This window comes from Micromonospora sp. CNB394, from assembly GCF_000374985.1.
GTDB classification, from domain to species: domain Bacteria; phylum Actinomycetota; class Actinomycetes; order Mycobacteriales; family Micromonosporaceae; genus Micromonospora; species Micromonospora marina.
The window spans coordinates 1-25,162 of sequence record NZ_KB895842.1; the positions used below are offsets into that span (position 1 = coordinate 1).

The 25,162-nt window shown below is 70.7% G+C and carries 26 protein-coding genes and 3 tRNA genes; 14 read left to right on the top strand and 15 right to left on the bottom strand.

Annotated elements, in window-relative coordinates:
- Nucleotides 1-150, top strand: a 150-nt coding sequence (locus tag C569_RS33280; RefSeq protein WP_018786358.1) for a transposase, incomplete at its 5' end; no start/stop codon positions are given.
- Nucleotides 151-309: 159 nt separating this feature from the next.
- Here the strand turns inward: C569_RS33280 and C569_RS0119155 are convergent.
- Nucleotides 310-987 carry an NADPH-dependent F420 reductase gene (locus C569_RS0119155; protein ID WP_196806747.1) on the bottom strand — a complete coding sequence of 226 codons (678 nt, stop codon included), beginning with the start codon at nt 985-987 and terminating at the stop codon, nt 310-312.
- A 76-nt stretch (nt 988-1,063) separates the two neighbouring features.
- Between C569_RS0119155 and C569_RS32460 the strand changes: the two genes are divergently transcribed.
- The 4 genes from C569_RS32460 to C569_RS0119170 all read left to right on the top strand — a co-directional run bounded on the left by C569_RS32460 (nt 1,064) and on the right by C569_RS0119170 (nt 3,789).
- The gene (locus C569_RS32460) at nt 1,064-1,411 is read left to right on the top strand and encodes a helix-turn-helix domain-containing protein (RefSeq protein WP_081635978.1); all 348 of its coding nucleotides are present in this window, start codon (nt 1,064-1,066) and stop codon (nt 1,409-1,411) included.
- Nucleotides 1,412-1,743: 332 nt separating this feature from the next.
- Nucleotides 1,744-2,049: a DNA cytosine methyltransferase gene (locus C569_RS30595; RefSeq protein WP_255327283.1), complete on the top strand. Its 306-nt coding sequence runs from the start codon at nt 1,744-1,746 to the stop codon at nt 2,047-2,049.
- A gap of 85 nt (nt 2,050-2,134) precedes the next feature.
- Nucleotides 2,135-2,761 (top strand): hypothetical protein, encoded by a 627-nt coding sequence (locus C569_RS0119165; protein ID WP_231394836.1) that lies wholly within the window; start codon nt 2,135-2,137, stop codon nt 2,759-2,761.
- Between the two features lie 506 nt (nt 2,762-3,267).
- Nucleotides 3,268-3,789, top strand: a complete 522-nt coding sequence (locus tag C569_RS0119170; RefSeq protein WP_018787389.1) for a hypothetical protein — start codon at nt 3,268-3,270, stop codon at nt 3,787-3,789.
- 343 nt (nt 3,790-4,132) lie between these two features.
- Here C569_RS0119170 and C569_RS0119175 read toward each other — a convergent pair.
- Both C569_RS0119175 and C569_RS0119180 read right to left on the bottom strand, forming a co-directional pair.
- Nucleotides 4,133-4,205 (bottom strand) — tRNA-Arg (locus tag C569_RS0119175).
- Nucleotides 4,206-4,241: 36 nt separating this feature from the next.
- Nucleotides 4,242-4,332: transfer RNA gene (locus C569_RS0119180), tRNA-Ser, on the bottom strand.
- Between the two features lie 800 nt (nt 4,333-5,132).
- On the opposite strand from C569_RS0119180, the gene C569_RS0119185 reads away from it, so the two are divergent.
- Entirely contained in the window at nt 5,133-5,981 is an 849-nt protein-coding gene (locus C569_RS0119185) for a hypothetical protein (protein ID WP_018787390.1), read from the top strand.
- A 127-nt stretch (nt 5,982-6,108) separates the two neighbouring features.
- Here C569_RS0119185 and C569_RS0119190 read toward each other — a convergent pair whose 3' ends face one another.
- Nucleotides 6,109-6,882 (bottom strand): CPBP family intramembrane glutamic endopeptidase, encoded by a 774-nt coding sequence (locus C569_RS0119190; protein ID WP_018787391.1) that lies wholly within the window; start codon nt 6,880-6,882, stop codon nt 6,109-6,111.
- Between the two features lie 123 nt (nt 6,883-7,005).
- On the opposite strand from C569_RS0119190, the gene C569_RS0119195 reads away from it, so the two are divergent.
- Entirely contained in the window at nt 7,006-8,127 is a 1,122-nt protein-coding gene (locus C569_RS0119195; protein WP_018787392.1) for a globin domain-containing protein, read from the top strand.
- 68 nt (nt 8,128-8,195) lie between these two features.
- Here the strand turns inward: C569_RS0119195 and C569_RS0119200 are convergent, their stop codons facing one another.
- Entirely contained in the window at nt 8,196-9,728 is a 1,533-nt protein-coding gene (locus C569_RS0119200) for a peptide deformylase (protein ID WP_018787393.1), read from the bottom strand.
- Nucleotides 9,729-9,994: 266 nt separating this feature from the next.
- Between C569_RS0119200 and C569_RS0119205 the strand changes: the two genes are divergently transcribed.
- On the top strand, nt 9,995-10,777 hold the full coding sequence (locus C569_RS0119205) for a hypothetical protein (RefSeq protein WP_018787394.1): 783 nt from the start codon (nt 9,995-9,997) through the stop codon (nt 10,775-10,777).
- A 4-nt stretch (nt 10,778-10,781) separates the two neighbouring features.
- Here the strand turns inward: C569_RS0119205 and C569_RS0119210 are convergent, their stop codons facing one another.
- Complete coding sequence (locus C569_RS0119210; protein ID WP_026268360.1) at nt 10,782-12,560, bottom strand: hypothetical protein; 1,779 nt, start codon at nt 12,558-12,560, stop codon at nt 10,782-10,784.
- A gap of 206 nt (nt 12,561-12,766) precedes the next feature.
- Here C569_RS0119210 and C569_RS0119215 point away from each other — a divergent pair, with 206 nt between their 5' ends.
- On the top strand, nt 12,767-13,483 hold the full coding sequence (locus C569_RS0119215) for a bifunctional 2-polyprenyl-6-hydroxyphenol methylase/3-demethylubiquinol 3-O-methyltransferase UbiG (RefSeq protein WP_026268361.1): 717 nt from the start codon (nt 12,767-12,769) through the stop codon (nt 13,481-13,483).
- A 52-nt stretch (nt 13,484-13,535) separates the two neighbouring features.
- On the opposite strand, the gene C569_RS0119220 is transcribed toward C569_RS0119215, so the two are convergent.
- Both C569_RS0119220 and C569_RS0119225 read right to left on the bottom strand, forming a co-directional pair.
- On the bottom strand, nt 13,536-14,069 hold the full coding sequence (locus C569_RS0119220; protein ID WP_018787397.1) for a YbhB/YbcL family Raf kinase inhibitor-like protein: 534 nt from the start codon (nt 14,067-14,069) through the stop codon (nt 13,536-13,538).
- A gap of 40 nt (nt 14,070-14,109) precedes the next feature.
- Nucleotides 14,110-14,799, bottom strand: coding sequence for a DNA alkylation repair protein (locus C569_RS0119225; protein ID WP_026268362.1), 690 nt, complete (start codon nt 14,797-14,799; stop codon nt 14,110-14,112).
- A 592-nt stretch (nt 14,800-15,391) separates the two neighbouring features.
- Here C569_RS0119225 and C569_RS33285 point away from each other — a divergent pair.
- Both C569_RS33285 and C569_RS30600 read left to right on the top strand, forming a co-directional pair.
- Complete coding sequence (locus C569_RS33285) at nt 15,392-16,798, top strand: P-loop ATPase, Sll1717 family (RefSeq protein WP_155945565.1); 1,407 nt, start codon at nt 15,392-15,394, stop codon at nt 16,796-16,798.
- A gap of 163 nt (nt 16,799-16,961) precedes the next feature.
- Nucleotides 16,962-17,513: a tyrosine-type recombinase/integrase gene (locus C569_RS30600; RefSeq protein ID WP_081635979.1), complete on the top strand. Its 552-nt coding sequence runs from the start codon at nt 16,962-16,964 to the stop codon at nt 17,511-17,513.
- A 134-nt stretch (nt 17,514-17,647) separates the two neighbouring features.
- Here C569_RS30600 and C569_RS0119235 read toward each other — a convergent pair.
- Nucleotides 17,648-17,734, bottom strand: a tRNA-Ser gene (locus tag C569_RS0119235).
- A gap of 307 nt (nt 17,735-18,041) precedes the next feature.
- Between C569_RS0119235 and C569_RS0119245 the strand changes: the two genes are divergently transcribed.
- Nucleotides 18,042-19,016: an NAD(P)H-quinone oxidoreductase gene (locus C569_RS0119245; RefSeq protein WP_018787401.1), complete on the top strand. Its 975-nt coding sequence runs from the start codon at nt 18,042-18,044 to the stop codon at nt 19,014-19,016.
- Between the two features lie 3 nt (nt 19,017-19,019).
- Here C569_RS0119245 and soxR read toward each other — a convergent pair whose 3' ends face one another.
- Nucleotides 19,020-19,472: a redox-sensitive transcriptional activator SoxR gene (soxR, locus tag C569_RS0119250; RefSeq protein WP_018787402.1), complete on the bottom strand. Its 453-nt coding sequence runs from the start codon at nt 19,470-19,472 to the stop codon at nt 19,020-19,022.
- Nucleotides 19,473-19,518: 46 nt separating this feature from the next.
- Between soxR and C569_RS0119255 the strand changes: the two genes are divergently transcribed.
- Together C569_RS0119255 and C569_RS0119260 are read left to right on the top strand one after the other, a co-directional pair.
- On the top strand, nt 19,519-20,202 hold the full coding sequence (locus C569_RS0119255; RefSeq protein ID WP_018787403.1) for a transketolase: 684 nt from the start codon (nt 19,519-19,521) through the stop codon (nt 20,200-20,202).
- 14 nt (nt 20,203-20,216) lie between these two features.
- Nucleotides 20,217-20,948 carry a transketolase gene (locus C569_RS0119260; protein ID WP_026268363.1) on the top strand — a complete coding sequence of 244 codons (732 nt, stop codon included), beginning with the start codon at nt 20,217-20,219 and terminating at the stop codon, nt 20,946-20,948.
- Nucleotides 20,949-21,017: 69 nt separating this feature from the next.
- Here C569_RS0119260 and C569_RS0119265 read toward each other — a convergent pair whose 3' ends face one another.
- The 5 genes from C569_RS0119265 to C569_RS0119285 form a co-directional block, all read right to left on the bottom strand.
- Nucleotides 21,018-21,728, bottom strand: a complete 711-nt coding sequence (locus C569_RS0119265) for a glycosyltransferase family 2 protein (protein ID WP_018787405.1) — start codon at nt 21,726-21,728, stop codon at nt 21,018-21,020.
- A gap of 79 nt (nt 21,729-21,807) precedes the next feature.
- Nucleotides 21,808-22,395 carry a hypothetical protein gene (locus tag C569_RS0119270; RefSeq protein WP_018787406.1) on the bottom strand — a complete coding sequence of 196 codons (588 nt, stop codon included), beginning with the start codon at nt 22,393-22,395 and terminating at the stop codon, nt 21,808-21,810.
- A gap of 58 nt (nt 22,396-22,453) precedes the next feature.
- Nucleotides 22,454-23,884, bottom strand: a complete 1,431-nt coding sequence (locus tag C569_RS0119275; RefSeq protein WP_036346306.1) for a HAMP domain-containing sensor histidine kinase — start codon at nt 23,882-23,884, stop codon at nt 22,454-22,456.
- Nucleotides 23,877-24,560 carry a response regulator transcription factor gene (locus C569_RS0119280; protein ID WP_018787408.1) on the bottom strand — a complete coding sequence of 228 codons (684 nt, stop codon included), beginning with the start codon at nt 24,558-24,560 and terminating at the stop codon, nt 23,877-23,879. The genes C569_RS0119275 and C569_RS0119280 overlap by 8 nt, the downstream gene beginning before the upstream one ends.
- A gap of 68 nt (nt 24,561-24,628) precedes the next feature.
- A complete protein-coding gene (locus C569_RS0119285; RefSeq protein WP_018787409.1) occupies nt 24,629-25,141 on the bottom strand; it encodes a hypothetical protein in 513 nt (170 codons plus the stop codon).
- Nucleotides 25,142-25,162: the final 21 nt, after the last annotated feature.

Here is a 25,162-nt window from a genome sequence, read left to right on the forward strand (position 1 = left end):
AAGCTGCGTTACCGGCTGCTACACGTCGCCGCCCGGATCACCCGCACCGCCCGCAGGACACGACTCGCCATCGCCGCCAACTGGCCCTGGGCCAACGCCCTGACCAGCGCATTCAACAAGCTCGCCGCACTACCCCGGCCCACCGGCTGACGTCAAGGCTCACGCTCCAACCCGCAACACGGAGGAACCCGGCCCAGCGCCGGGCCCTCAGCATGCCAACAAAGCGGCAAAACCAGCGCGAATCAACTTCATCGATAACAAGCTATGGATCCATGCTCAAGTGAAAGACCGAGGCTAAGCGTCGGTGGCTCAGTTGGTCGTCTGCGGGGCGCGCAGGAGTGCCGGATCCACGTTCGGGACGGCGAACCTGGGATTGTGACCGGACCCGACGATCCTCATGACGAATCCGGCTGCCTCCTCCAACTGCCGGGCGCTGGTCAGCCCACCGACCACCCCGGCGCGACCGCCGAGATCCCCGATCAGTGCCGTGGTGTGATCGAGGGCACTGGGCTCGTCGCCGCAGATGGCCACAACTGGAGCCTCGTCCTGCGGCCCTACGTATGGCCAGGAGCCTCCCGCGAACAGGTGCAGCGCCTTCACGACGTGCGCACCGGCAGCCGTGCGGGCCACAAGCTCAGCTGCCGAGCCAGACGCCGGCTTCAGCTCGCCGGTGGCGTAGTCGACCGGGTTCGTACAGTCGATGACGGTCTTGCCCGCCAACGCCCCCTCGCCGGCGCCGACGAGGGCCAGTGCCGCCTCCAGCCCGTCCCAGGCAACCGCTACCACCACCACGTCGACTTGAGATGTGAAGTCGGCGGGGTCGGCTGCGCCCGCGGCGCGACCGATCCGGTCAGCGGCCTCGATGGCACGCTGCGGGTTGCGCCCCGTTACCAACAGCGAGTGACCCGCGCTGGCCCAGGCTCGGCCCAACGTCTCGGCTAGGTTGCCGGTACCCACGATTCCTACATTCACAGCGGTCTCCTTCATCGCGAAGCGGTGGTGCCGGCAACGCTACGAAGACGGCTCCTACCAACTGGTAGGCGACCGATGCGACACTAGCTTCGTGATCGAGGAGAACTGCCAGACGTTCGTTTCGGACTGCCACGTGCGAGCGGCAGCCGAACTCATCAACCACGCTTGGGATCCTGTCGTGCTTTCCGCCCTGCGACTGGGACCGACGCGACGCAACGACCTGCTCGTACGGATCGGAGGCATCAGCGACAAGGTGCTGACTCAGTCACTGCGTCGCCTGCAAGCACGGGCCCTTCTCACGAGAGTTCCCGGTGCCGAGCCGCCGTCAGGGCGCGGGGGCGCGGTCTATCAGCTCTCCCCACTGGGCGAGTCGTTCGCGAACGGACCCATCGCGTACCTCGCTCAATGGGCTGCGGACCACCAAGCCGAGCTCACATAGCTGGACTCGACGAGGCCAGCTAAACGATCACGCTCCGTCGAGACCACGTACGCAGCAGGCATCCGCACCAGGTAGCCGCGATCCGGCACAGACCCTCTGCCGATAGCCCAGCTCCACGGAGGCCGCCGCCCCGGGCTTCCGTCTACCTGGAGCGCGTCCGGCTTCCTGATCTACGGGAAGGCTCTGCGTCGGAACCCGCGAACCGACACCGGCTCCGTTATCCCGACCTACACCGACCCCGACCCGAGGCAGTACGCACCCGGAGACCAAAGATCGGGATAACCGATCACTCGGGATAATCCTGATTACCCCGAGTTCGGGGTAATCAGGACATCTCGAATGCCGGCAAGCGCGCCGGCATCACCGGAGAGCACTCCAGCCTGTGGAGTGCTGTCGCCGACGCCGTTCGCGTCCTTCGACCGCCGCTCGTGTTCGTGGAGAACGTCGCCGCCCTCCTACGCCGGGAATTCGACGTCGTCGAAGCCGACCTGGCCGCGATCGGGTACGACACGAGCTGGACGTGCCTACGCGCGTCCGACATCGGCGCCGCCCACCGCCGCGACCGGCTGTTCCTGCTGGCCGCACCCGCCGAACGACTGGGAGGGGGTGCGGACGCTGCCGACCCCCTGCGCCCGTGACGGCAAAGGACCCGGCCACCAGCACGGGCTGCCCGACCTCATCGAACCGTCGGGCTCGACCCACGGCCTCCTATCCACCTCCACCGTGGGGCGCACCGTTGAGCACGGGCATACGCGGGCCAACAGCGCGCGGCTGCTGCCCACCCCCAGGGCGAGCGACACCGGCACGCCCGGACGACGTGCGGGGGCCGGGTTCCGGCCTCCGCTGTCGCAGGTGCTGCTGCCCACCCCACGGGCCACCGACGGCGAGAAAGGTTGCCCTGGGCAGCGCGGCTCGCACGGCGACCTGACTCTCCCTTCCGCGGCGGTGCGGGTCCCGGCCCGGATCCTGCCCACCCCGCGCGCGTCCGACGGGCGCGGTCCCGGGCGGCACGGCGACGGCGGCGCGGACCTGCGCACCACCATCGCCGGACTCGGGCAGCCCGACGAACAGCGGTGGGGCGGCTACGCCGACGCGGTGGCCCGCTGGGAGCTGCTGCTCGGCCGGCCCGCACCGGAACCCACGCAGACCGGCCGGCACGGCAAGCCCGTCCTCGCGCCGCCGTTCGTGGAGTGGCTCATGGGTCTCGCCCCAGGCCATGTCACCGGCGCTGACCTGGGGCTGCCGCGCACGCTCGCGCTGCGGGTCCTCGGCAACGGCGTCGTCCCCCAGCAGGCTGCCGCAGCGTTGCGGCTCCTGCTGTGCCCGCTTCGGTGGGAGGCGTCCGCATGACCAGCGGTCGCCGCAGGTGGAACAAGCTACGAAGGGTTCTCCGTCTTGCCTACCTGCTCGGAGCTGTTGTCAGATGGTGCGCCCAGCCAGGTGTGGACCGTCGCGATCTGTCCCCGGTGCCAGGGGTACGCCGGTGCTGGATAGCACCGCGGCACAGCGCAGATAAGGACCGCTGGTGTTCCTCCCAGGTTTCGATGTGGTCTCCACCAAACCCGGTGGCGGGACATCACCCCTCATCGACCCGAACACGGCACGACCGGCACGACGACGTGGTCGGCCCTCATCCTCCACGATGCCGTGCTCCTGAGCTGACCGGCCACCCAAGCCCAGCCGCTCAACCAGCCCACAGGTCAACGAGCCGTACAGCCGACACAACACCCCTACGGGCGCGTCTCACGTCGTGTGTCCGGGCTTGCTCTACGTACACTCTGTCCTGCGAGGAGCCGGATCACCTAGCCCGCGCATTGCTGTGGAATCGGTGCTGTCTGTCAGATCGGGGGAGCTGCGTGGGCGACGAGGGCGAAGAGGAAGTCGAGGTGGCCATCCCCGGTCCCGGCGCGGACACGTACGAGGGGAACGAACTGCTGCACATCGCGTCCACGATGCCTCACACGGACATCGACGTGGTGCGCCGACGCATCGGAAAGATGGACAATTTCCGGGAACTTGCCACTGACGCCCTCGACGTCCTAGAACGGCACCACCACGCCACGCTCGGCGCCAACAGCCAAAGTCAGGAGTGGTTCCACCGCGCCTGCCAGGACACCCGGGACATCTTCCGGGTCGTGCTCGCGCAAGACCTGGAATGGGAGCAGCAGCGGTACGTGCTCGACCTGCTGATGCGGCTTCTGCAGATGGAAGGTGCGAAGGACACCGAGAGCAGGAACCTTCTCAGCTCGCTCTCCGACAAGCTATCCAACAAGATGATGGTGATCGGCGGTGTCGCCATCACCGCGGCTGCTGTGGTCGTGACGGTCGGTGCTCCCAAGGCGGCACGGCAGATCGCACAGGCCCTACGCAGAGACTGACCTCGAACACGATCGGGTCAGCCAGCGGGCCGCGCCACATAACGAAACGTGCCCAGCCGTAGGTCCCCCTTTCCAACCCACGCTCGCCACGCGGACAACTCGGAAGGGTCGACCCCGCACCGCACGCCCGCCCACGGCCCCCAACCGAACAGCTCGCCCGGACCCGCCGCACACCAGCAGGCCGTTACTGACAGTTGTGGCATAGAACGGGAAACATCCCCGCCGAAACAGAGGAGCACCAGCGGAGCACCAGACGTCCACATCGCGGACGATCACGACACATGCTGAGAAGCGATCAAGGCCGCAACCAGCGTTTCCGCTGGTAACGGCCTTGATCGTGAAGTGCGCCCGAAGGGACTCGAACCCCTAACCTTCTGATCCGTAGTCAGATGCTCTATCCGTTGAGCTACGGGCGCTTGGTGCTCGGCCAGTCTACACAACCGGCTTTCGCGCGGAGACTCCGGGATTCGAACCCGGGAGGGGCTTTAAGACCCCAACCGCATTAGCAGTGCGGCGCCATAGACCAGACTAGGCGAAGTCTCCCTGGTGACCTCGAGGTCACCGCGCCCGAGGATACAGGCCCGCACCCGCCCGGGGCAAAGCGGATACCGGGACCCACCGCCCCGACCGCGTTTTCGTCGTGTGCCGGATCACGCCCACGGCTACGCTCCATCGATATGCAGGAGCAGCCGCCGAGCGATCCGCCCCGTCGCGAGCCCGCACCCAAGGCCCGGCGGAGCCGCTCCCCCCGTCCCACCTTCAGCCCACCGGCACCTGAGCCCGTCTCGGAGAAAGCGACGAGCGACACACCGCGGCCTCGGCGTCCGCGCCGGTCGGCGCCGACGGTCGTCTTCCAGCCGCCGACGCCGGACGCCGACGCACCGCCGGCGCCGCGCCCGCGTCCGGCCGCGGATTCCTCGGCAGCCGATTCCGGTACGCCGTCCGCAGAGCAAGCCACCCCGAGTTCCGCCACGACCGGTCCGGGTACGTCGGCCCCAGAGCGGAGCGCCGCTGCACGTGCCAGGCCCGGCACGCGGTCGGTCGGCCCGGGGACGGCTGAGCCGCTGCCGGCACCCGGAGCCGCACCGGAAGCCGGGGAGCCGCCGGTCACCGAGCGCTCGGCCGAGCCACAGGCACCACCGGCCGGCGAGGAGACCTCGAAGCGGACCCGCCGCGCGCCCGCGGCGAAGAACGCCGCCCCGGCCGTGAAGAACGCCGCTCCGGCGGTCAAGAGGACTGCTCGGAAGGCATCGGCCCCGAAGCCGGAGGCGCCAGCCGATTCCGAGCCCGTCGCGGCGGAGGAACGGGCCACCGCACCTCGAACCGGTCGGACCCGCCGGGCCGTGAAGGCCGCGCCTTCGGCGGGCGGGGCGAGTCCGGCGAAGCGCGCGGAACCGGCCGCCCCGCCGTCCTCCGAGACCACGACCGTGCCGGCGATCGGGCCGGCCGCGTCGAAGCGTGCCGCTTCCGGGTCCGAGCCCACCGCCGCCGGCCCGGCACCTCGGGAAGAGCCAGCCGTCGTCGAGCGGGCGCCCGCACGACCCGGCTTCGCGCGTACCCCCGCCGAGGGCTGGCGGGCGGTGGGGCCGCAGCTGCGCGACCACCCCGGGTTCGCGCCGGAGCTGCTGGCCCTGGCGGCGGTCGACGCGCTCGGGCCGCGGGCCGCGGCCTGGGTGGAGCAGGTGCGGCGGGCCTACCCGGAGGCGGACGCCGACGGGGTGGCCCGGCTGGCGACCCGGCGGTTCGTCCGGATGGCCGGTACGGGTGGGGCGCTCGCGGCGGGCGCCGGGCTGTTCGCGCCGGTCGCGGAGCTGGCCGCGGTGCTGTGGACGCAGGCGAACCTGGTGCTGCATCTGGCGGCGGTGTACGGGCGGGATCCGGCGCATCCGGATCGGGCGGCCGAGCTGCTGGTGCTCACCCTGGTGCACCCGGACGACGGCACCGCGCGGGCGGCGCTCGCGGCGGCTCGGGCGGCTGACGCTCCGGCGGACGGGCCGTGGGGGCGGGCGGCGGAGGCTGCCTGGCGGCTGGCCACGCCGGTGGCCGCGCAGGCGGGCGGCTGGCTCGGGCTGCGGTTGGCCGCCCGGTTGCTGCCGGGGGCGGCGGTGGTGGCGGCCGCGACCGGCGGTACGGCGACGGCCGAGCGGCTGGCCGCGCGGGCGGTCGCCCGGTACCGGCCCGGCCGCACCTGATCGACACGTGTTCGGCGAGGTGGCGGGATCCCTCGGGCCGCGATGCCGCCACCTCGCCGAACCGGGGCAAGCCGACGACCGTGCCGGGCCCACGGACCCACCAGGCCGGCAAAGCCGGCAGCCGCGGTCAGAGCCAGTCGAACCAGGACTTCGGCAGCATCGCGTAGCCGACGAACGCGACGATGTCGAGCAGTGTGTGGGCGACGATCAGCGGGGCCACCCGGCGGGTGCGCAGGTAGAACAGCCCGAAGATCACGCCCATCACGGCGTTGCCGACGAACGCGCCGAAGCCCTGGTAGAGGTGGTACGAGCCGCGCAGCAGCGCGCTCGTGGCGAGCACCGCGCCGATCCGCCAGTTGAGCTGCCGCAGCCGGGTGATCAGGTAGCCGACCACGATCACCTCCTCCAGGACAGCGTTCTGCACGGCGGCGAGGATCAGCACCGGCACCGTCCACCACAGGTCCGGCAGCGCGGCCGGGACCAGCGTGGCGTTGATGCCGAGCTGTGCCGCCGCCCAGAACAGCGCCAGCCCGGGCAGGCCGATGAGCGCGGTCAGGCCCGCACCGCGGGCCAGGTCGGAGGCGGGCCGGCGGAAGTCGACGCCGAGCGTCCGCGCCGGGTCGCCGGGGTCACGCGCCAGCAGGTGTACGGCGAGCAGCACCGGGAGCAGCGCGAAGACGATCCCGAGCAGCTGGTACGTGAGGTCGAGGTACGGCCGGGCCGACGCGGAGGTGTTCAGGGCGGCGGTCTGCTTGGACAGGCCACCGGTAGCGGTCAGTTTGGCTGTCAGCGACACGAGCGCGTACACGGCCGACTGGCCGAGGGACAGACCGAGCACGAGCAGCGTCTCGGTGCCCAGCATCCGGCGGGAGACCGGGCGGGCCAGCTCGTCAACCGTCACCGGACCATGAAAGCACTTCGGCGACCGGGCCGGACGATCGCACATTCTGTGCGACCGACGTACACGCTCCGTGGACATTCTATCGGGGCCGATCCGCCCGTCCGGAGAAGGAGCGTGCCCCCTGTGGAGAACTTCGCGCGGCTGCTGAAGGAGAGCTGGACCCTGGTCGAGGAGCACCGGGAGCGGCTCAGCGGTCACTTCTACGCCCGGTTGTTCCTCCTCGACCCGGAGTTGCGCAAGCTCTTCCCGGTGCAGATGAACGGGCAGGGTGACCGCATCCTGGAGGCCATCGTCACGGCCACCCAGGCGGTCGGCGACCCGGAGAGCTTCGACGAGTACCTGCGCGCGCTGGGCCGGGACCACCGCAAGTACCACGTGGCGGACGAGCACTACGCGACGATGGGTGTCGCGCTGCTCGACGCGCTGCGCAGCACCGCCGGGGACGGCTGGAACCTGGAGTACGACCAGGCGTGGCGGGAGGCGTACGCCGGCATCAGCGAGCGGATGCTGGCCGGCGCGGACGCGGACGAGAACCCGCCGTACTGGCACGCCGAGGTGCTGACGCACGAGCGGCACGGCCCGGACACGGCGGTGCTGACCGTACGCGCGCTCCAGGATCCGCTGCCGTGGCGGGCCGGTCAGTACGTGAGCGTCGAGGTGCCCCGCTACCACCCGCGGGTGTGGCGGACGTACTCGGTGGCGAACGCGCCGAACGAGGAGAACGTGCTGGAGTTCCACGTCCGGACGCCGCCCGGTGCGGCGGGCTGGGTGTCCGGCGCGCTGGTGCGCCGCACCAAGCCGGGTGACCTGCTGCGGGTGGCCGCACCGATGGGGTCGATGACCTTGGACCCGGAGTCCACCCGGGACGTGCTGTGCGTGGCCGGCGGCGTCGGCCTGGCGCCGATCAAGGCGCTGGTGGAGGAGCTGACCCGGGTCAACCGGACCCGCTGGGTGCACGTCTTCTACGGCGCCCGCCGCCCGGACGAGCTGTACGGGCTGCCCGGCCTGGAGGAACTCGTCGCGTCGCACCCGTGGTTGTCGGTGACCCCGGCGTGCAGTGCGGACCCGGACTTCGGCGGCGAACTCGGTGACGTCTCCGAGGTGGTCACCCGGTACGGCCCGTGGACCACGCACGACTGCTACGTCTCCGGCTCGGCCGCGATGGTCCGGGCCACGCTGCGGGCGCTCGCCGCCGACGACGTCCCACCCGATCACATCCGGTACGACACGTTCGGCAACCTCTGAACCTTGCTCCCCCCGAGCCGGGTCGCGTGCCCCCGCCCCCTGGGGCACGCGACCCGGCCCCCCGTCTCTCAGTAGCGCCAGGGAGTGCCGGTCTCGCGGTACTCCTCCACCGGGACCAGTGGCACGCCGGGTGCCATCCGGTCGAGGTAGAGCCGTCCCGCCAGGTGGTCGATCTCGTGCGCGACCAGCCGCGCCATCGCGTACTCGTAGGACGTGATCACCCGGCTGCCGTCCCACAGCGCGTGTTCCACGTCGATCCGCAGCGGCCGGGGCACCAGGCCGCGGTGGTCGAAGAAGGAGAGGCAGCCCTCGTACTGCTCGTCGGTCTCGGTCGCGGCGTCCACCACCCGAGGGTTGAGCAGCACCACCGGGTCCGCCGCCCGGTCGGCCGGACGCACGAGCGCCGCCGACCAGCCGATGCCGAGCTGGGGCGCGGCGAGGCCGACACCCTTGCTGAAAGGGTGCAGCTCGTCCAGCCGGACCAGCATCGCGGCGAGCCGGTCGATCACCTGCCGGGCGTGCTGTTCGTCTGCCGGCAGGTCGAACTGGCGGGCCCGCTGCCGCAGCAGGTCCTCGCCGCGCTGCACGATGCCCACGGCCCGCATCCGGTCGCTGGCCCGCAGCCGGGCGCCGCCGCTCGGCGCGCTGTCCGGTTCGGTGTCCGGCTCGGGGCTGCGGAACCGCCACTGCATCCGGTAACGGGCGTTCAGCGGCGGGTCGTCGGTCCCCCAGTCGAAGACGACCCGGCCGCCGTCCACCGAACGCTGGATCGGGGTACGCAGGGGCCCCTCCTCCGCCGACAGCGAGGTCTCCGCGCCCCACACCTTCGGGTCGAGGTCAGCGGGCAGGTCGAGCCGCACCGCGAGGTGCCGGGTGGGCAGGCGTACGGCCCGCTGGAACCAGGGGCCCCACTTGTCCCGGCCGACGCGGTACGCGTACTCGATGGTGACCCGGTCGCCGGGGTAGAGCGGGAAGCGTCCCTCGTCGTTCTCGAACAGCAGCCAGATCTCCTTGAACGCGTCCCGGTCGTGCTTGGCCCGCCAGTGCATCGGCTCGTGCCCGTTGCCGTCGTCCCGGTACGCGGTGAGTTGCAGCTCGGCGAAGGTGAGCGGGTGTTCCCGGTGGTGCCGGTTGGAGCGGCCCGGGTCGCTGGGGTAGCGGTCGACGGCGACCCGGACCAGGTAGCGGGTGACCGGTTCGGTGCCCGCGTTGTACAGCTCCCGCCGGATCGCGCAGTGGTAGCCGTCACCGGTGTGGGTGAGCGTGGCCATCTCCCGTTCCACCACCAGTCCGGTGCCGGGGGGCAGCCACTGGCCGGGCACGGGTGGGTCGCGGTGCGCCGTGCCGGTACGGCCGTGCCGCAGCTCGTCGTACTCCCGGAAGCGCTGCCAGATCGCGCCGCTGGCCTCCAGGACGGCCTCGGCCCGGCGGGCGAAGTCCTCGGTGGGCCGGTGCCGGCGCCCTTCGACGTGGCTGACGTAGGACGGGTCGAAGCCCATCAGTGTCGCCAGCTGCTTCTTGGACAGCCCTCGGCCGGTCCGGTGCCGGGCGAGTTCGGCCGCGAACGAGTCCGCGGCACGCTCGATCGGTGAGGTCGTCATCAGCTTCCTCGTACGCGGGAAGACCATTTTCACGTTGGGTGGCCGAACGTGTACGGAAACTGCCTCGTATTCGACACTCACCTTGACTTTTCAGCGGCTTACGTCGATCCTCGCGCCGTCCGCCGCCGGCTCGTCGGCGGCGTTTTCCGTCCCTGTCACACCACTTCCCTCCCGCCGAGCAGGTGGTTAGGCTAGCCTTAGCTTGGGTCGACGGCATGCGCCGACCGCACGGCGACAGGACAGGGGACGGCCAGGTGACTACGGTGATGCGGGGGCGCGACGCCGCCACCCCGCTCGCGCCGGTGACCGCGACCCTGCGCGCCATGTTCGGCACCGACGACCTGCCCGGGCTCGCACCCGGCCTGCTGGTCCACGACGAGCTGGACCACTGGTCCCCGGCCACCCGGCTGATCGACGGCACGCTGCTGTCCGAGTTCCTGACCGCCGCCGGGCGCCGGTGGGGCGGCACCCCGCACGCGTGCGCCGCGCTGGCGTGGAAGTCCTACAGCTACTGGACCGCGCTCCCAGCAGTGCTCGGCTGGGCGTCGGCCCGGCGGGTGCCGCTGCTCGACCCGGCCGACGTGCTCGTGCACTTCGAGGACCACCACCAGCTGCTCACGCTGGGGCTGCGCGCCTCGACCCCGGTGGCGGTGCTGCCCGGCGACCCGCTGGCGCTGGCCGGCGCTCCGGGCGTGCGGGTGATCCCGGACGAGGCGGCACTGCTCGGCGCGCTGCGCGCGTCCCTGCTCGACGCCCACTTCGCGCCGCTGATCGGCGCCATCCAGGGCGAGGTCCGGATCGGCACCCGTACGCTGCTCGGCTCGGTCGCCTCCGGCATCGCGCACGGCGTCCTGCGCGCGTCGGACGCGCTGCCCGGCTCGGCCACGGCGGCCGTCGGCACGCTGCTCGACGCGCTCGACCTGAGCGATCTGGTCGAGCTGGTGCCCGGTCCGGCCGGTGAGCCGACCGTGCAGCGGCGCACCTGCTGCCTGGCGTTCACGCTGCCCCGGCCCAAGGTGTGCCAGGGCTGCTGCGTCCGCCAGGGCTGACCGCTCAGTCGGCCAGCGGCCGGACGTCCCACAGCCAGACCCCGCCGGTACGCGTCGGCGTGATCCCGCTCAGCTCGGTCATCGCCCGGCGCAGCGCCTCGGCCTGCGGCAGCCGGGGGTCGAGGATCACCGCGCCGGCCCGCCAGTAGCGCAGGTCGTCGACGGCGGCCACCCGGTCCTGCGGGGTGATCGGCGGGACCGCATCGGTGCGCCGTACCGTCTCGAAGAACGTGCTGGTGGGGCGCGGCGGCGCGGTGAAGAGGGCGATCCGGCCCCCGCCGGGGCGGGTGTCCGGATAGAGGAAGTAGCCGCGGGCCAGCGGCATGTCCAGCCGGGTCTCGGCGGACCAGCGCAGCGGGACCGCGTACGTGGTGTCGGGCAGCGGCAGCGTGACGATGCTCCGCCCGTCGGCGACGTAGGGACGCCAGACGCCGGAGGTGACGAACGCCGGAGTCGGGTCGAGGCGCTTCGCGGGCAGCGGGGTGGGCAGGATCGGCACCAGCGCCATGGCGAGCACGGTGACCATGGCGAACCGGATCCCGTCGCGCGCGTCCGGGTGCCGTACGGCGAGCCGCCGGGCCCGGTCGGCGCCGAGCGCGAGCAGCACACCGATGATCGGGGTGAGCGCGAGCGACCAGCGGGTGGGTACCACCGAGTGCAGGATCGGCAGGTCCTCCAGCGCGGCCCAGGGGCCGGGGATGCCGGTTTCCTCTCCGTCAAAGCGGATCTGGCGGCCGAGCGAGAAGAGCGCGAACACGAGCCCGACCGCCGCCAGCCCGAGCACCACCGCGTTGCGGCGCAGCCACCAGACGAGCGCGACCACCAGGATCACCAGCGGCCAGCCGAAGAACGCGTTCTCCTCGGTGGCGTTCTTGACGAGCGGTTCGCTGCCCCGGGCATCACCCGCTACCGACTCCCGGGACCAGGCCACGTACGCGGCGAGGTCGGTGGAGTAGCCCCGGATCAGCGTGGAGAGCCCGCTGTAGGCGCCGGGGCCGAAGAACTGCACCCAGAGCGGGTACGCGAGCAGCGCCCCGGCGACCAGCGCGGCGACTGCGAGTCCGGCGGCGAACGGGCGGGCCGCCGACCGCAGCGCGGGCCGCCCGAGCGCCAGCGCGAGCACCACCACGCCGAGCCCCATGGCGGTCATCAGCAGGATCTCCAGGTTGAGGAACGCCTGCCAGACGATCACCAGGGCGAGCAGGACGCCGTTGCGCAGCCACCGGCCGGGTTCGGCCAGCCGTAGCGTCCGCCAGATGATCAGCGGCACGACGTACTGGCTGACGATGTTGGGGTGCGAGTTGGCGTGCGAGATCATCGCGGGCGCGAACGCGCAGAACGCGGCGCCGAGCCAGGCCGGACCGCGGGATCTGATGACGACTCGGGAGAGCAGGAAATACCAGGACACGCCGGTGGCAGCGAGTCCGAGAGTGAGGAAAATCAGAAAGGACCAGCGTGGGCCCGCCCAGAGCGTCACCGGGGTCAGCGGCAATGAAACGGATAATACGGACGTATTGGCCATGAGATTGACGACATCCGGCACATTCATCCGGTCCGAGGTGAACGGGTAGGCGAGATCCGTGACGACGCGCGCACCGTGGGCCATCATCCATTCGAATTGCGCCTGATCTGTCCGATTGTCGCGGACACCATTGCGCGGATCGGCCCAGAGCCGGGCGGTCACCCAGAGCGCGAGCAACACGAAGCTGAGCACGGCGAGCGCGTCGACCCGCCTACCCCGCCCCGATTTCGTGGTGCTCGCCTCGCTTTCCGGAGTAGTCATGACATTTCAGAGCGTAGTCAGGGCATGACCGGCAGGTGCAATGTTCCGTAGAATCACGTACTATGTGCCGAGTTCGCCGAGCACTGAACAGGCACCCCTCCGCATCACAATTCGGCCCCTCCGTCCCCCGATTTCCCCCTCAGCCATCCAGATGGTTGACTCTGACGGTCCAGGCGCGGGTCAGTCATATCGTGAGGAATCGACGCATGGCAGAAATCACTGGGGATCAGCGCGTCCAGTCCGAGGTGCTCGAAGGCCTCGCGACGGCTGTCAACCACCGGCAGTGGTTCGTCGAGCTGGCGGTGCCCTACCTCGGTGACAACCCGATCGAGATCGGCAGTGGCCTGGGCGACTACGCCTCCGCCTGGGCCGCCCACGCGCCCCGGATCACCGCCACCGAGGCCGACCCGGACCGGCTGATCCAGCTCAAGGAGCGGCTGTCCGACCACCCGGGCGTCGAGGTCCGGCAGATGCTGCTCCCGCACCACGAGCGCGGCGACTACAGCGCCGCCGTCTCCTACAACGTGCTGGAGCACATCGACGATCACGTGGGCGCGCTGCGCAGCATGCGGGATCTCGTCCGCCCCGGCGGCGCCGTGGTCATCATCGTGCCGGCGTTCCAGTTCGCCATGAGCCCCGCCGACATCGCCACCGGCCACGTCCGCCGCTACACGAAGAAGACGCTCGGCTCGGCGATGACCGAGGCGGGCCTCACCGTCGAGCGGATCCACTACGCCAACGCGCTCGGCCTGATCGGCTACTTCATGGCCACCAAGGTCTTCCGGCTGATGCCGAAGGAGGGCCCGATGGTGAAGGTCTACGACACTCTGGTCCTGCCCGTCACCAAGGCCGCCGAGCAGCGCGTCCGGCCGCCGTTCGGCCAGTCCGTCTTCGCCGTCGCCCGCGTCCCCGCTGAGATGTAAGGAAGGGCCCCTTGTTAACAGACGTCTGTTAACAAGGGGCCCTTCCTTACATTCACTCCTTGATCTGGTACGTGGGGCGGATGACCGCGCGGGCCAGGGTGTGGAACGCCAGGTTGAAGCCGACGAAGGCCGGGCTGGCCCCGGCGGGGATGTCGAGGCGGGCCACGTCCACCGCGTGCACCGCGAACACGTACCGGTGCGGCCGGTCCCCGGGCGGCGGCGCCGCACCGCCGTAGCCGGTGTCGCCGTAGTCGTTGCGGACGCTGAACGCGCCGCCCAGGTCGGCCTCCCGCACGCCGCCCGGCAGCTCGGTGACCGACGCGGGCAGGTTCACCAGCACCCAGTGCCAGAAGCCGCTGCCCGTCGGGGCGTCCGGGTCGAAGCACGTGACCACGAAGCTCTTGGTCTCGGCCGGGAAACCCGACCAGGACAGCTGCGGTGAGACGTTCCCGCCGCCGGTGCTGCCGTGCGCGTACCGCGCGTCCATCGGCTCGCCGTTGTGCACGTCGTCGCTGGTCAGGTCGAACGACGGCACCGTCGGCAGCAACTCGTACGGGTCCGGGGCGATCGGTCGTTCCAGGGTCATCGAAACGGTCCTTCCGGGTACGCGAATGTCCTGCGCCCCTTCATACCCCGTCGGCCGCCCCACCGTGCTGCCTGCGCACGATCTCGTTGATCCAGACCGGCGCGTACGGCGACGTGCAGCCCGGCGGCGTCGGATAGTCCTTGAGCACCCCGAGCCGCTCCCCGATCCCGATCGCGCGGTCCCGGTACGCGGCGTGCTCGATCCCGATCTGCGCCAGGCAGTGGTTCATCGCCCACTGGAGGCGGTCCGGCGCGGTCGCCATCTCCGCCTCGATCACGTCGAGCAGGCCGGCCAGGTCCAGCCCGTCCGGATTCCGCGCCACCCGGTCGACGGTCAGCGCCCAGCCGGCGCTCGCCACCACCGGATCCGGGTCGGTCGACCAGGCCAGGCGCAGCGGCTCGGCGTGCGGGCTCTTCTTCACCACGTAGTTCACGAGCCAGTCGTGCACCTTCGGTGTCCGCGCCTCGCGCAGCATGGCGTCCAGCTCGTCCCGCCCGTACGCCTTCGGCCGGCAGATCAGCAGCGCCAGCAGCCGGGCCGCGCTGTCACCGGTGGCCCACAGCTCGCGGGCCAACTCCTGCTGTGTCTTCAGGCGCTTGGCGATCACCCGCAGCCTGCCCAGGTTGACCCCGTGGTCGTCGCCGTGGCGCTCGTTGACCGCGCGGATCTTCGGGTCGTCGAGCGCGGCCAGCTCGGCCGTCACGCCGGACACCGTCGTCGTATCCGCCACCAGAGCCTCCCGCCGTCGCCGCCCGCAGCCTACAACCGGCCCGATGCTCCCGCTGTTCCGCCGACCCGCCGTTCCCCGCCCTGCCGTGCCGTCGCCCACATCGCGGCCCTCACGGCCGTCGCGCTGGTCGCTACGTTGGGCTGACGCACGGATCGCGGATGAACACCTGGTAGTCACCGGCTGACCGTTGGCCGGGGTGAGCGGCGATGGGCAGTCCCCCCACGCATGCCACACCAGCGGACCACTCTGGCACTGGCGCATGAGCTGAGCTGCGTCACGGGAGATCAACGACGGGCGGAGGGTGTGGGATTCGAACCCACGAAGACATCGCTGCCTTACCGGTTTTCAGACCATGCAGCTCAAGGCGCTGACCTGCCCAAATACGGTCCGCTGTCTAATCGCCGACAGAAATGCGACACGTGCACCGAGCCCGGGTAGGATGCATTGCGCTGATTCGCAAATCCTAGCCCGAGATCGCCCACCGGCCTTCGCCCGCCGCTGTCATGTTGAACATTGACAGGAGACGGAATTAACACGACGAGCCGGTCTGTCGATGAATCGCTTACTTGACTGCATGTGGCAGAATACACCAATGACACCTGAACAGCTTCAGAAGATCGATTTCGGCCGTCTGGATGCCGAGAGTGACCCCAGGCTTCAGGATTACTTCCTCGTCACGGGAACTGTCGACGTAGCCAAGCGGGGGGCCAAGCTGGTAATCGGCCGCAAGGGTTCAGGGAAAACAGCCCTATTTCTGTATCTCAAGCAGAATCTTGACACTGATGTCGTTGACCTCGACCTGAATGACTACGTGTTCGGGATGCATCAAGGGCTTGTTGAGGCGGGACTTAGCGCCGAAAGAGCATACGTAGCTTCCTGGAAACTACTCATCTACTCTGCGGTCTTCGGAAAGATACGCGAATCGATGAGCTCGTCCGACCGAGGGCGAGGTGACGACCTGCTCGCATCCTTGGGACAAGGCGACAATGGCGGAAGATTCAGGAAAATAGTTCGGTGGCTCAAGCGCCTTCGCCGAGTAGACCTTCCCTCGGTCCTGGGCACTGGTGGGGGTGGCATCGAAATCGGCGATAAGGCCACGCTTTCCATGGACACTATTGACCGTCTCGATGACCTAGAAGATTTGCTGTGCAAACAGGTCGAAAAAATCCCAGTGACGGTGCTCCTGGATCGCCTTGACGACGCATGGGATGGAACCCAAGAGAGCTTGAACCTGATCGGTGGTGCAATCCGAGCTACTCGTGATATCGCCATCGCTTGGCAGCAACCAACACCGGCACCGGTGATCACGTTCTTGCGAACGGACCTGTGGGAGCGCCTGTCATTCAACGACAAAAACAAAATGAGCCAGGACATCATCTATCTCGACTGGACGCGCGGACAGTTGGCCGATATTGTCGATCTGCGAATCAACAACAGCATTGGCATCCCAGTCGGCAAAGGATGGGAAACCGTATTCACCACCGGCGAGATGAGGCAGCGAGCTCAGGCTCAAACATATATCATCAAGCGCACTCTCGGACGACCCCGGGATGTCGTATCATTTGCAACCTACGCCCTAAAAGCGGCCACCACTAACGGGCACGCGCAGATTGAAGCAAGCGACATCTACGAAGCCGAGAAAGAATACAGCAAGCACATGCTCGGCGAACTTCGCGACGAGATTGAAAGACACGTTTCAGACTGGAACTCAGTTACGAATAGCTTGAAGGCGCTTGGAAAGCGAAATTTTACGACAGGCCACTGGCTTTCCTCCTGTGGCGACAATGGCATTGGACGAGACAATGCCCTGCGCGCTCTTGAGCAACTCTTCGAAGCATCTGCCGTCGGCATACATGGCGTTGGTGGCACGAGAGGAGGAACGCGAGGAGGAAGCGGAACCACGTATCGCTACCAGGATCGCCACCTGCAATCGCGTCCCGACGCCACCTTGCAAGTACATCTCGCTCTTGTACGGGAGTTGCGCCTAAAAGACGCCTAAGCTCGGGTCAGATAAGGGCGACAGGCCGTTCAACTCTCACTTGCATCGAGGGTTGAACGGCCTGCGCTGCGAGATCCACAGGCCGTCCCACATCAATGTTCGGCGAGTAGAGCGCGGGCAATCTCTTCCATGCTTCTGATCACCGCGTCTACGCCCATCGGAGGTGATCCATCTACGCGCCGACGAATGCGACCTTCCCGAGGATGGGTGGGGGTGGTTGCACCTCAGCGGGTCGACGCAGCAGGTTGGCGAGGATTGGAGCGACGGCGGCACGTCGCTCGAAGACCGGGAACTCAAGCACCGGGCGAAGAAGGCGACCCGCGACGTACCGGCCTGTCCCGAACTGGTCCGCATCCTGCGGCACCACCTACGGGAGCACTGCCGGAGCGCCAACGGCCGGATGTTCAACGCCGCTGGCGCACGGGTGGCCCCGGTGTCGAAGAGCACCTACCTGCGCGCCTGGCGGCAGGCCCGAGAGACAGCGTTGACGCCCGCGCAGTACCGGTCACCGCGGGCGCACCGGCCGTACGACCTGCGGCATGCCGCCGTGTCGCTCTGGCTCAACGCTGGCGTACCGGCGACGCAGGTAGCGCAGTGGGCCGGGCACAGCGTGCACGTGCTGTTGAAGGTCTACGCCTCGTGCATCGACGGCCAGGACGAAGCGGCCCGGAAGCGCATCGAGGGCGCGTTGGGCACCACCGAGGAAGCTGGGTAACGCCGACACGGATACGACACGACCAGTGAGACCCGACGGCCCCAGCGGGACGAAGTGAGACCGATTCGCAAATGACGGAACGCCCCCTGGCCGGCATATGCGCTGGCCAGGGGGCGTTTCTGCTGCTCGGGATGCGGAGGGTGTGGGATTCGAACCCACGAAGACATCGCTGCCTTACCGGTTTTCAAGACCAGCGCCATCGGCCACTAGGCGAACCCTCCCGGCACGCCCCCGAGGGGTGCGCGACCGGGGACCAGTCTGCCACGAACCCCGTGTCGGGCAAGCCGCCGTCCCACCTCCCTTGCCGGAATGTGTGCGTGTGGGAGGGCCCGGCAGTGGTGCTGATCAGCGAATCATGGCGGCCGGTAAGTCCACAGTGGCCGACGGGCCGGCGCGGCGGCTGCCCCGGGCGGTGCATCTGCGCGGCGACGTGTTCGGCCGCATGATCGTCAGCGGCAGGCCGACATGACGGTGGCGGAGATCCTCGCCCGCGCGTGGACCGACGGGCAGATCGGGTAAGACTGAACCATGCGCGCAGTCACGATCACGGAACCCGGCGGACCCGAGGCGCTCGTCTGGACCCACGTGCCGGATCCGGAGCCCGGCCCCGGTGAGGTCGTCGTGGAGGTGCGGGCCAGCGCGGTGAACCGGGCCGACCTGTTGCAGCGGCAGGGGCACTACCCGCCGCCGCCGGGCGCGTCAGCGTACCCCGGTCTGGAGTGTTCGGGGACGGTGCGTGCGCTCGGTCCCGGCGTGACCGGCTGGTGGGTGGGCCAGGAGGTCTGCGCGTTGCTGGCCGGCGGCGGCTACGCCGAGCAGGTCGCGGTGCCGGCCGGGCAGTTGCTGCCGGTGCCGGCCGGGGTCGACCTGGTGGACGCGGCGGCGCTGCCGGAGGTGGCCTGCACGGTCTGGTCGAACGTGGTGGACCTGGCCCGGCTGACCGAGGGAGACACGCTGCTGGTGCACGGCGGCGGCAGCGGGATCGGTACGTTCGCGATCCAGCTCGGCGTGGCGCTCGGCGCGACCGTGGTGGTGACCGCCCGCTCGGCCAAGCACGAGCGGCTGCGCGAGCTGGGCGCCGCGCACACGATCGACTACCGCGAGCAGGATTTCGTCGACGAGGTACGCCGGGTCACCGGCGGCCGGGGCGCGGACGTGATCCTGGACATCATGGGCGCGTCCTACCTGCCCCGGAACGTGGCGGCGCTGGCGACCGGCGGGCGGCTCGTGGTGATCGGCATGCAGGGCGGGCGCAAGGGCGAACTCGATCTGGGGATGTTGCTGGCGAAACGGGCGGCGGTGCATGCGACCGCGTTGCGGTCCCGCCCGGTCGAGCAGAAGACGGCGATCGCCAGGGGCGTACGCGAGCAGGTGTGGCCCCTGGTGGAGGCGGGCCGGATCCGGCCGGTGGTGCACGCCCGGGTGGACATGGCCGACGCCGCCGCCGCGCACCGCCTGGTGGAGACCAACGACCACCTGGGCAAGGTGCTGCTGGTCCGGTGAGGGTCAGCCCTGGCCGAGGCGCGGGAGCATGAGGCGCGGGCCGGCACCTTCGGCGGCGAGGGAGTCACCGGGGTTGTAGAGGGTGCAGCGCTGCAACGACAGGCAGCCGCAGCCGATGCAGCCGTCCAGGTCGTCGCGGAGCTTGCCGAGCAGCCGGATCCGCTCGTCCAGCCGGTCCCGCCAGGCGCGGGACAGCGCGGCCCAGTCGTCGGGCGTGGGGGTACGCCCTGACGGCAGCGAATCCAGCGCCGCCCGGATCTCGTCCAGCGAGACACCCACCTGCTGGGAGATCCGGATGAATGCCACCCGGCGCAGCTCGGTGCGGGCGTAGCGGCGCTGGTTACCGCCGGTACGGGCGGCGTGGATCAGGCCGAGCCGCTCGTAGTAGCGCAGCGTCGAGGGGGCGACGCCGCTACGGTCGGCGAGTTGCCCGATGGTCAGTGTTGCTTCGTGCATCACACGGCCTTGAGTTGAAGTTCGCTTCAAGTCCGAGGCTATCGGTATGACGACGACCACCGCCACCGACCTGGCCGCCTTCCTGAACCGGGTGCGCGCCGGCCGCGAGTTCGGCGCCAACGTGTACTCGACGCTCGACGTGCTCCAGGTGCTCTACGACCGGGTGCTCCGGATCACCCCGGCCACCCTGGACGACCCGGACCGCGACCGATTCCTGCTCTCCAAGGGGCACGCGGTCGCCGGGTACTACGCGCTGCTCGCCGCCCGCGGCTTCCTGCCGGCCGAGTGGCTGGACGACCAGGGCGGCCCGGCGAGCCGGCTCGGCGACCATCCGGACCGGACGCTGGTGCCGGGCGTGGAGATCGGTTCCGGTTCACTGGGCCACGGGCTCGGGCTCGGCGTCGGCACCGCGCTCGGGCTGCGGTCCCAGGGCCGCACCGGACCCCGGGTGTACGTGCTGCTCGGCGACGCCGAGCTGGACGAGGGCTCCAACCACGAGGCGATCGCGTACGCGGGCGCGACCGGACTGGGCAACCTCACCGCGATCCTTCTGGACAACCGCTCGGCCACGTACGGCTGGCCGGGCGGCGCGGCGAGCCGGTTCACGGTGAACGGGTGGAGCGCCGCCACCGTCGACGGGCGCGACCACGACGCCCTGCACGCCGCCCTCACCGGGCACGACGGCCACCGGCCCCACGCCGTCGTCGCGGTCGTCACGGACGGGGAATGACCATGAGCAGCACCATGCGGGACACGTTCGTGACCAGCACCGAGGAGGTGCTCGCCGATCCGCGTACGACAGTCGTGCTCGCCGACATCTCCGCCGCCGCGTTCGAACCGGCCGCCGCCCGGTACCCGGACCGGGTGATCAACGTGGGGATCCGGGAGCAGCTGATGATCGGGGTGGCCGGTGGGCTGGCGCTGACCGGGCAGCGGCCGATCGTGCACAGCTACGCCCCGTTCCTGGTCGAGCGGGCGTACGAGCAGATCAAACTGGACCTCGACCACCAGGACGTCGGCGCGGTGCTCGTCGGCATCGGCGGCTCGTACGACCGGGCGGCGGCGGGACGCACCCACCTCGGGCCGGCGGACGTGGCGCTGCTGGACACGCTCGACGGCTGGACCGTGCACGTGCCGGGGCACCCGGACGAGGTCCGGCCGCTGCTGCGCGACGCCGTGTGCGGGCAGGACTCGGCGTACCTGCGGTTGTCCGTCCAGGCCAACACGCAGGCTCACCCGCAGGCGGGTGACCTGCACGTGGTCCGGGACGCCGGGCCGGGAGCGCCGCTGCTGGTGGCTGTCGGTCCGGTGCTCGACGCGGCGGTGGAGGCGACGGCCGACCGGCCGCACCGGCTGCTCGCGCTCGGGGTGGGCCGCGGGGACCTGCGCCGGTACGGCAGCGCCGAGGACCACGAACGCTGGCACGGACTGGACGCCGCCGGGCTGCGCCGCTCGGTCGACGCGTTCCTCACCTGAGCGGCCCGGACACGGCGGAACCCCGCGACCTCGGCCGGTGCCGGGATCACGGGGTTCCGTCGTACGGGCTCAGTGCGCGGCGGCGGGACCGGCCGGGCGGCGGCGGGCCCGCTCGCGGGCCAGGATCCAGATCGCCTCGACGCCGTCCTTCCAGGTGATCTTCTTGCCCTCCTCGCGGCCCCGCGCACGGTAGCTGATCGGCACCTCGTAGGGCCGGATGCGGCGGCGCAGCAGCTTGCCGGTGACCTCCGCCTCCATGCCGAAGCCGCGGGAGCGGACCTGCAGCGAGCGGTACAGCTCCAGCGGCATCAGCTTGAAGCAGGTCTCCAGGTCGCCGATGTAGGAGTTGTAGAGCACGTTCGCAGCGAGCGTGACGCCCTTGTTGCCCATCACGTACCAGAAGCTGTACGAGCTGTGGCTGCCGAAGGTCCGGTTGCCGTAGACGACTCTCGCCCGGCCGTCGAGCACCGGCTCCAGCAGGCGCGGGATGTCCTGCGGGTCGTACTCCAGGTCGGCGTCGAGGATGACCATGTATTCGCCCTCGGCGCTGTCGACCGCCGTCTTGATGGCCGCGCCCTTACCGGCGTTGCGCTGGTGGGTGATCACCCGCAGGCGGGCGTCGTCCACGCGGCCGAGGATCTCACCGGTGCCGTCCCGGCTGCCGTCGTCCACGACGACGAGCTCGATCTCGCAGGGGTAGTCCACCGCCAACGCCTGCTTGAGGGCATCCGCGATACGTTCTTCCTCGTTGTAGACCGGCATGAGGATCGAGAGCTTCACGGAATCTCCACGGAGGCGATGGCAGGTCGGGGCATAGCGTAGCCTGGCACATTGCTCAGGTCACGACAGCCCGGGCACCCTATTCCTGGCGAAGTGGTACCACGACGAGCCGGGCCACGCTCTTGTCGCCCTCCTTGGCGCCGGCCACCCCGACCGTCGCACCGACCTTGATGTCGGCCGATCGGATCGTGGTCCGTCGCTCGACCACCCGCAGTTCCGCACCGAACGTCCACGTCACGGTGAAGCCGTCGGTGGACTTCACGGTCACCGACCGGTCGTCGATCGCGGTCACCTCGCCGCGCTGGACCGCGACGGTCTTCGTACCGCCGTCCTTGGTCCGCACCACCGCCTCGCCGTGCAGCGTGTTGCGCCGCAGCAGCACCCGGGCCCGGTGCCGCTTGTGCCCGTCCTTCGCCCGCTCGCCCTTGCCGTCCGGCCCGGCCTGCGGCGTACCGGAGGGTGCGGGCGCGGCGACCGGGTCCACGTCCAGTTCGTCGGCGTCGACGCCGAGCGCGGCGAGCGCCTGGCCGTCCACTCCCAGGGCGGCGCTCACCTCGATTGCGTCGTCCGGCGCCGCGCCGGAGCGGCCCACGCCGCACCCGGTGAGCGCGAGCGCCGCGGCGGCGAGCAGTGCGGTGGCGCCGGTGACGATTCGCTGACGTCTCATCTGTGGTCCTCTCCTCGCGGTGACGACCCGAGCGTTCCGCACCGACGCGAGCGGACGGTCAGGCCGATGTTCGAGCCGGGTAAGGATCCGGGGGCACCCGGACGGTGAAGGCGGCTCCACCCTCCGGGGCGTGCCCGGCGGCGATGTCCCCGCCGAGCCGGCGGACCAGCCCGGCGGCGAGCGCCAGGCCCAGTCCGCTGCCCACCTTGCGCACCCCCCGGTACCGCTCGTGCAGCGCGCCCCGCTCGAACGCCACCCGCAGGTCGTCGTCGGTGAAGCCGGGTCCGCCGTCGCGGACCTCCAGCACCCCGCCGCCCGCCGGGCCGTCGGCCCGGACCGCGAGCACCACCGGCGCCCCCGGCGGTACGACCCGCAGCGCGTTCTCCAGCAGCCCGTCCACCACCTGCCGGATCCGGCCCGGATCGGTGTACGCCGGCACCGGCACCCCGGGTGTCTCCAGCCGGAACGGCACCCCGAGCGCCGCGCACCGGCCCGACCAGGTGCGCTCCGCGTCGGCGGCGAGCCCGGCCAGGTCGACCGGCACCGGTTCCAGGGGGAAGTCGACCGCCTCCAACCGGGCCAGCGCCAGCAGGTCGCGGACCAGCCGGTCCAGGTGTTCGGCCTCGGCGAGCACGGTCCGGCCGGTCGTCGGCACCGCGTCGGCCTCGATCACACCGTCGGCCAGCGCCTCGGCGTAGCCGCGGATGGCGGTGAGCGGGGTCCGCAGCTCGTGCGAGACGGAGAGCAGGAACTCGCGCTGCCGCCCCTCGCTCGTGGCGAGCGCGGCGGCCAGGCCGTTGAGCGCGTGCGCCAGATCGGCCACCTCGTCGGGCGGCTCGACCGGCACCCGGACCGCCCGGTCTCCGGCGCGCAGCCGGGCGGCGGCGGTGGCGGCGGTACGGATCGGCCGCGCCAGCCGGCGGGCGAGCAGCAGTCCGGCGGCCGCCCCGGCGGCGAGTCCGGCGAGCAGCGGCAACCAGAGTCCGCGCAGCACCTGCCGCCAGGGCGCGGCGCTGCGGGCCCGGGTCAGCACCACCCCGTCGCCACCGGGCAGCGCCCGCGCCGCGACCAGCCGGCGTTCCCCCTCGATCAGCCGCCGGCCGGAGACGTTCTCGCCGCCGGCCACCCGCGTCACCAGCGGTCCGGGCAGGCCCGGCCGGTCGGCCCGCCCGTCCCGGATCACGTACACCTCGATCTGCTGCCGGCCCAGTTGCCGGATGAGCCGGTCGCCGGCGCTGTCGCGCTGGCGTACCGGCCGCACCCGGAGCACGTCGGCGGCGAGCCGGGCCTGGGCGGTGAGGGCCTCCTGGTCCCGGCGTTCCGCGCCGCGTACCGCCAGGGGCACCGCGACCAGCGCGGTGACGAGCACCGACACCAGCGCCACCGCGCAGGTGGCGAGCACGGCGCGGGCGGTGAGTGTCCGTCCGGGCCGGCGGCCGCCACGGGCCGGACCGGTGGGCGGCATCGGCACTGTCTGCGGCTCAGGCATCGGCGGCGTACCCGACGCCCCGATGGGTGCGGATCACGCTGTCCGGGCCGAGTTTGGCCCGGACCTGCGCCACGTGCACGTCGACGGTCCGGGTGCCGGCGTGCGCCGCGTACCCCCACACGCCCGCCAGCAGTTCCTCCCGGGTGAACACCCGGCCGGGACGCGCCATCAGGTGCGCGAGCAGGTCGAACTCGGTGGAGGTGAGCTGCACCGGCGTACCGCCGGCGGTCACCGTCCGGCGGGACGGGTCGAGTGTGACGGTGCCGAGCGTGCGGGGTTGCTCGGCGGGCGTACCGGCGGTGCGGCGCAGCACCGCCCGCAGCCGGGCGAGCAGCTCGCGCGGGCTGAACGGCTTGGTGACGTAGTCGTCGGCACCCAGTTCCAGGCCGACGACGCGGTCCACCTCGTCGTCGCGGGCGGTGAGGAAGATGACGGGAGTCCAGTCGCCGGTCGCGCGCAGCCGGCGGCAGATCTCGGTGCCGGTCAGGCCGGGCAGCGCGATGTCGAGCACGCAGGCCACCGGGCGCAGGCGCCGCGCGGCGGCCAGCCCGGCCTCGCCGTCACGTTCCAGGTGTACGCCGAAACCGTCCCGGGTCAGGTAGAGCCGGACCAGATCGGCGATGGCCGGCTCGTCCTCCACGACGAGGACGAGCCCGGGCGGTGCGGCTGTGGTCACCGGCTCATGATGACCGACCGGCGGCCGACCGGCCGGTCAGGGGTTGTTCGGATCAGGTAAGGAGCACGTCAGCGGGCCGGGGCGGGCCGCAGCTCCGGCTGGCGGGTTCCCGCCGGTGACTCGCCGATGGTCGCGACCACCCGCTCGGCCGGCGTACGCAGGCGGGTGCGGAAGGCGTGGTTGAGCAACGCGTCGAGCTGCCACACCTGCTTCGGGTGGTGGGTACGCAGGACGAAGCGCTCGCGTACCCCGTCGATCGCGGTGGCCGCCAGCTCCACCCGGTGCGCGCGGGGGTCGGGGCTCCACGTCACGTTGCTCAGCTCGCGCAGTTCGGTGTTGAGGTGCAGGCGCAGCCGGTGCAGCACCCGGGTCTGCCGGGTGACCACCAGCCGCCGGTGGGTGAGGAGCATCAGGTAGTCGCCGCCCACCGGGTCGTCCGGGCGGCTGCACCGGGTGACCAGGATGGTCGCGTCGCCGGAGCCGACGCACCGGCGGAACACCGGCATGTGCCGGGTGACGGTCTGGGTCGCCAGGCCGGTATCGGCGGCGGCCGGGAGGAACGTTCGCGAGAACACGTCCATGCCCGGTCCAACGAGCCGATG

Coding starts and splice junctions, on each gene's coding strand:
- C569_RS0119220 (WP_018787397.1), bottom strand. CDS start 14,069: ATGACCCTGGAACGACCGATCGCCCCGGACCCGTACGAGTTGCTGCCG.
- C569_RS0119205 (WP_018787394.1), top strand. CDS start 9,995: ATGCGGGGGCGCGACGCCGCCACCCCGCTCGCGCCGGTGACCGCGACC.
- C569_RS0119270 (WP_018787406.1), bottom strand. CDS start 22,395: ATGAGACGTCAGCGAATCGTCACCGGCGCCACCGCACTGCTCGCCGCC.
- C569_RS0119260 (WP_026268363.1), top strand. CDS start 20,217: ATGCGGGACACGTTCGTGACCAGCACCGAGGAGGTGCTCGCCGATCCG.
- C569_RS33285 (WP_155945565.1), top strand. CDS start 15,392: ATGACACCTGAACAGCTTCAGAAGATCGATTTCGGCCGTCTGGATGCC.
- C569_RS0119255 (WP_018787403.1), top strand. CDS start 19,519: ATGACGACGACCACCGCCACCGACCTGGCCGCCTTCCTGAACCGGGTG.
- C569_RS0119200 (WP_018787393.1), bottom strand. CDS start 9,728: ATGACGACCTCACCGATCGAGCGTGCCGCGGACTCGTTCGCGGCCGAA.
- C569_RS0119275 (WP_036346306.1), bottom strand. CDS start 23,884: ATGCCTGAGCCGCAGACAGTGCCGATGCCGCCCACCGGTCCGGCCCGT.
- C569_RS0119210 (WP_026268360.1), bottom strand. CDS start 12,560: ATGACTACTCCGGAAAGCGAGGCGAGCACCACGAAATCGGGGCGGGGT.
- soxR (WP_018787402.1), bottom strand. CDS start 19,472: ATGCACGAAGCAACACTGACCATCGGGCAACTCGCCGACCGTAGCGGC.
- C569_RS0119245 (WP_018787401.1), top strand. CDS start 18,042: ATGCGCGCAGTCACGATCACGGAACCCGGCGGACCCGAGGCGCTCGTC.
- C569_RS0119215 (WP_026268361.1), top strand. CDS start 12,767: ATGGCAGAAATCACTGGGGATCAGCGCGTCCAGTCCGAGGTGCTCGAA.
- C569_RS0119155 (WP_196806747.1), bottom strand. CDS start 987: ATGAAGGAGACCGCTGTGAATGTAGGAATCGTGGGTACCGGCAACCTA.
- C569_RS0119285 (WP_018787409.1), bottom strand. CDS start 25,141: ATGGACGTGTTCTCGCGAACGTTCCTCCCGGCCGCCGCCGATACCGGC.